The sequence below is a fragment of the Streptococcus sp. CL8.13 genome (assembly GCF_049737895.1).
Map to the genome: position 1 here is coordinate 1 of NZ_JBKOTT010000116.1, position 2,663 is coordinate 2,663.

The following is a 2,663-nucleotide window of genomic DNA, read 5'->3' on the forward strand; positions in this document are numbered from 1 at the left end:
AGTTCATAACCGTTCAAGACAATATCGTAAGCAATGGCACGAACCTTCGCCAAATCACCTTCTAATTCGTGAGCAGTCTCTTCCTGTGGTAGAGTAAATGGATGGTGGGCGCTCATGTAACGACCTTCTTCTTCAGACCATTCAAACATTGGCCAGTCAACCACCCAAAGGAAGTTGAATTTATCATTATCAATCAAACCAAGCTCTTTGGCAATACGTCCACGAAGGGCACCAAGCGTTGCATTAGCCACTTCAAGCGTATCCGCCACAAAGAGAACCAAGTCCTTATCTTCAAGAGCAAGCGCTGTTGTCAATTCTGCTTGGATGCTAGTCAAGAACTTGGCAACTGGTCCGTTTAATTCTCCATCAACCACCTTGACCCAAGCAAGACCTTTGGCACCATACTGTTTGGCTACTTCGGTCATCTTGTCGATGTCTTTACGTGAATAGTTGTCCGCAGCTCCTTTGACCACAATTGCTTTTACAGCAGGTGCTTCTGAAAAGACTTTAAAGTCTACACCTTTGACTACTGCTGTCAGGTCCTGAAGCAACATGTCAAAACGGGTATCTGGCTTGTCAGAACCGTAAAGAGCCATAGCATCATCATATTTCATACGAGGAAATGGAAGCGTCACTTCGATGCCTTTAGTTTCTTTCATCACGCGCGCAATCAAACCTTCTGTGATATCTTGGATTTCTTGCTCAGTAAGGAAAGATGTTTCCAAGTCGACCTGAGTAAATTCAGGCTGGCGGTCACCACGCAAGTCCTCGTCACGGAAACATTTAACGATTTGATAATAGCGGTCAAAACCAGCATTCATCAAGAGCTGTTTCGTGATTTGTGGACTTTGAGGAAGCGCGTAAAAATGCCCTTTATTAACACGAGATGGCACCAAATAGTCACGCGCCCCTTCAGGCGTTGACTTAGAAAGGAATGGTGTCTCCACGTCGATAAACTCCAACTCATCCAAGTAGTTGCGGATAGAGTGGGTCACCTTAGCACGAAGCTTGAGATTTTCCAACATTTCTGGACGACGAAGGTCAAGGTAACGGTAACGTAAACGTGTATCGTCATTGGCCTCAATGCCATCCTTAATCTCAAATGGGGTTGTCTTAGCTGTATTCAGCACTGTCAGAGCTGTCACGTTTAACTCAACTGCACCAGTTGGTAACTTATCATTGGCTTGCTCACGCGCAGCGACCTGACCAGTCACCTCGATAACAAATTCACTACGAAGGCTTTCAGCTGTTGTCATGACCTCTGCAGATACTTTTTCAGGGTTGATAACCAACTGCATGATCCCTTCACGGTCACGAAGGTCGATAAAGATCAAACCACCAAGGTCACGACGACGACCAACCCATCCTTTCAAGGTCATTTCTTGTCCGATGTGTTCCTCACGAACACGACCAGCATACATACTACGTTTCATTGTTTCTCTCCTCTTTTATTCTGTTACTATTTTACCATAAAAGCGCAGGCTCTTCATGAAAATCAGCAGAAAAGTTTGCCAGTCTTTAAAAATCAAGTGAAGGACCTAAAAAATTAGCGCTAAAACAAAAATCCGATGAAAACATCACCGGACTCTTTTATTTTGAATTTTTGCCTGCTTTACGCTTTTCAGCAATTTCGGCTGCCTTTCGAGGCAAGACAATTTCCGTTGTGTAAGCTGTCCCAAAGCGCAAGACACCTGCAATAGGGGCAAAGACGACTGCTAGATAGTTATAGAAGAAATCTCCCTTGAAAGCATAAGCTAGCGCTCCAATGATGAAAAATAGAACGACTGCTTGAATCACTGCTAATAAAATTACTCGTTTCATGTGACCTCCTGACTCTATTATAGCATGAGAATCATCAAAAAGCTGACTAAATTATTCAAAGCGTGGAGAGAAATACTGTAGACCAGACCTTTTCTGCTAATATAAGCCAAGCCCAAGCTAAAACCAAGACTAGTATAGACTAAAAATTGTTGCACATCTCCTGGGAAATGAATCAAGGCAAACAGAACACTAGTTACCAGAAGAAAAATTAGAGTTTGTTTACTATTGTCCTGCTTAGGAAAGAGGTAGCGTGCTAACATCCCTCTAAAGATAAGTTCTTCCGTCAAAGGAGCAAAAATAACGACCGCAAAGAAGGAGAAGAGTGGCTGAGCCAAGGTCAAGTCTGTCGCCATTTGTTGATTTACCGAAGGATCATCTGGCAAGAAAAACTGGACAAGCAGAGATAAGAACCAAACCAGAGCAGGAAGCCAAATAAATCGGTTGAAGCCACTCTTCTCAATATGAACAGGACCTTTCTGATACCATTTATAAATGACGTACACATATACTCCAGCCAAGGCCACATAAAGCAAGGTAGTAGCATAGGGTGAAGCGCCTAGATTCAAAGCTTCTACAGCCCCACTCTGAACGGTACCATAGATAAACACAAAGGATAGAATGGCTAGAAGAAACCAGCCAAGGTTTTTAAGTAGTTTCATATAAATCTCCTATCTTGCTTTATAGCTGTTTTTCAATACAAAGAGGTTCGCTATTCCTAACACAAGTACCCAGGCAAGTAACATACCGATGTTAGAAAAAGATATCTCTCCACCTTTTTTATTTAAAAGATTTACAATAGGACCGATGAACGAATAATCCAACACTTTTTGAGCCGTATCATT

Annotated in this window: 3 protein-coding genes and 1 pseudogene; all 4 read right to left on the reverse strand. The window is 42.5% G+C overall.

Features of this window, described 5'->3' with window-relative positions; all coding sequences use genetic code 11:
- On the reverse strand, positions 1 to 1,433 hold a 1,433-nt coding region (gene aspS / locus ACLNCN_RS04390; RefSeq protein WP_424844708.1), incomplete at its 3' end, for an aspartate--tRNA ligase.
- A gap of 157 nt (positions 1,434 to 1,590) precedes the next feature.
- A complete protein-coding gene (locus tag ACLNCN_RS04395; protein WP_000832184.1) occupies positions 1,591 to 1,821 on the reverse strand; it encodes a hypothetical protein in 231 nt (76 codons plus the stop codon).
- Positions 1,822 to 1,838: 17 nt separating this feature from the next.
- Positions 1,839 to 2,480 (reverse strand): CPBP family intramembrane glutamic endopeptidase, encoded by a 642-nt coding sequence (locus ACLNCN_RS04400; RefSeq protein ID WP_084947273.1) that lies wholly within the window; start codon positions 2,478 to 2,480, stop codon positions 1,839 to 1,841.
- Between the two features lie 9 nt (positions 2,481 to 2,489).
- A pseudogene (locus ACLNCN_RS04405) lies at positions 2,490 to 2,663 on the reverse strand (ABC transporter permease); the annotation flags it as partial.

What these genes read in the sequence shown, in the direction of transcription:
- ACLNCN_RS04400 (WP_084947273.1), bottom strand. Translation starts at nt 2,480, where the DNA reads ATGAAACTACTTAAAAACCTTGGCTGGTTTCTTCTAGCCATTCTATCC.
- ACLNCN_RS04395 (WP_000832184.1), bottom strand. Translation starts at nt 1,821, where the DNA reads ATGAAACGAGTAATTTTATTAGCAGTGATTCAAGCAGTCGTTCTATTT.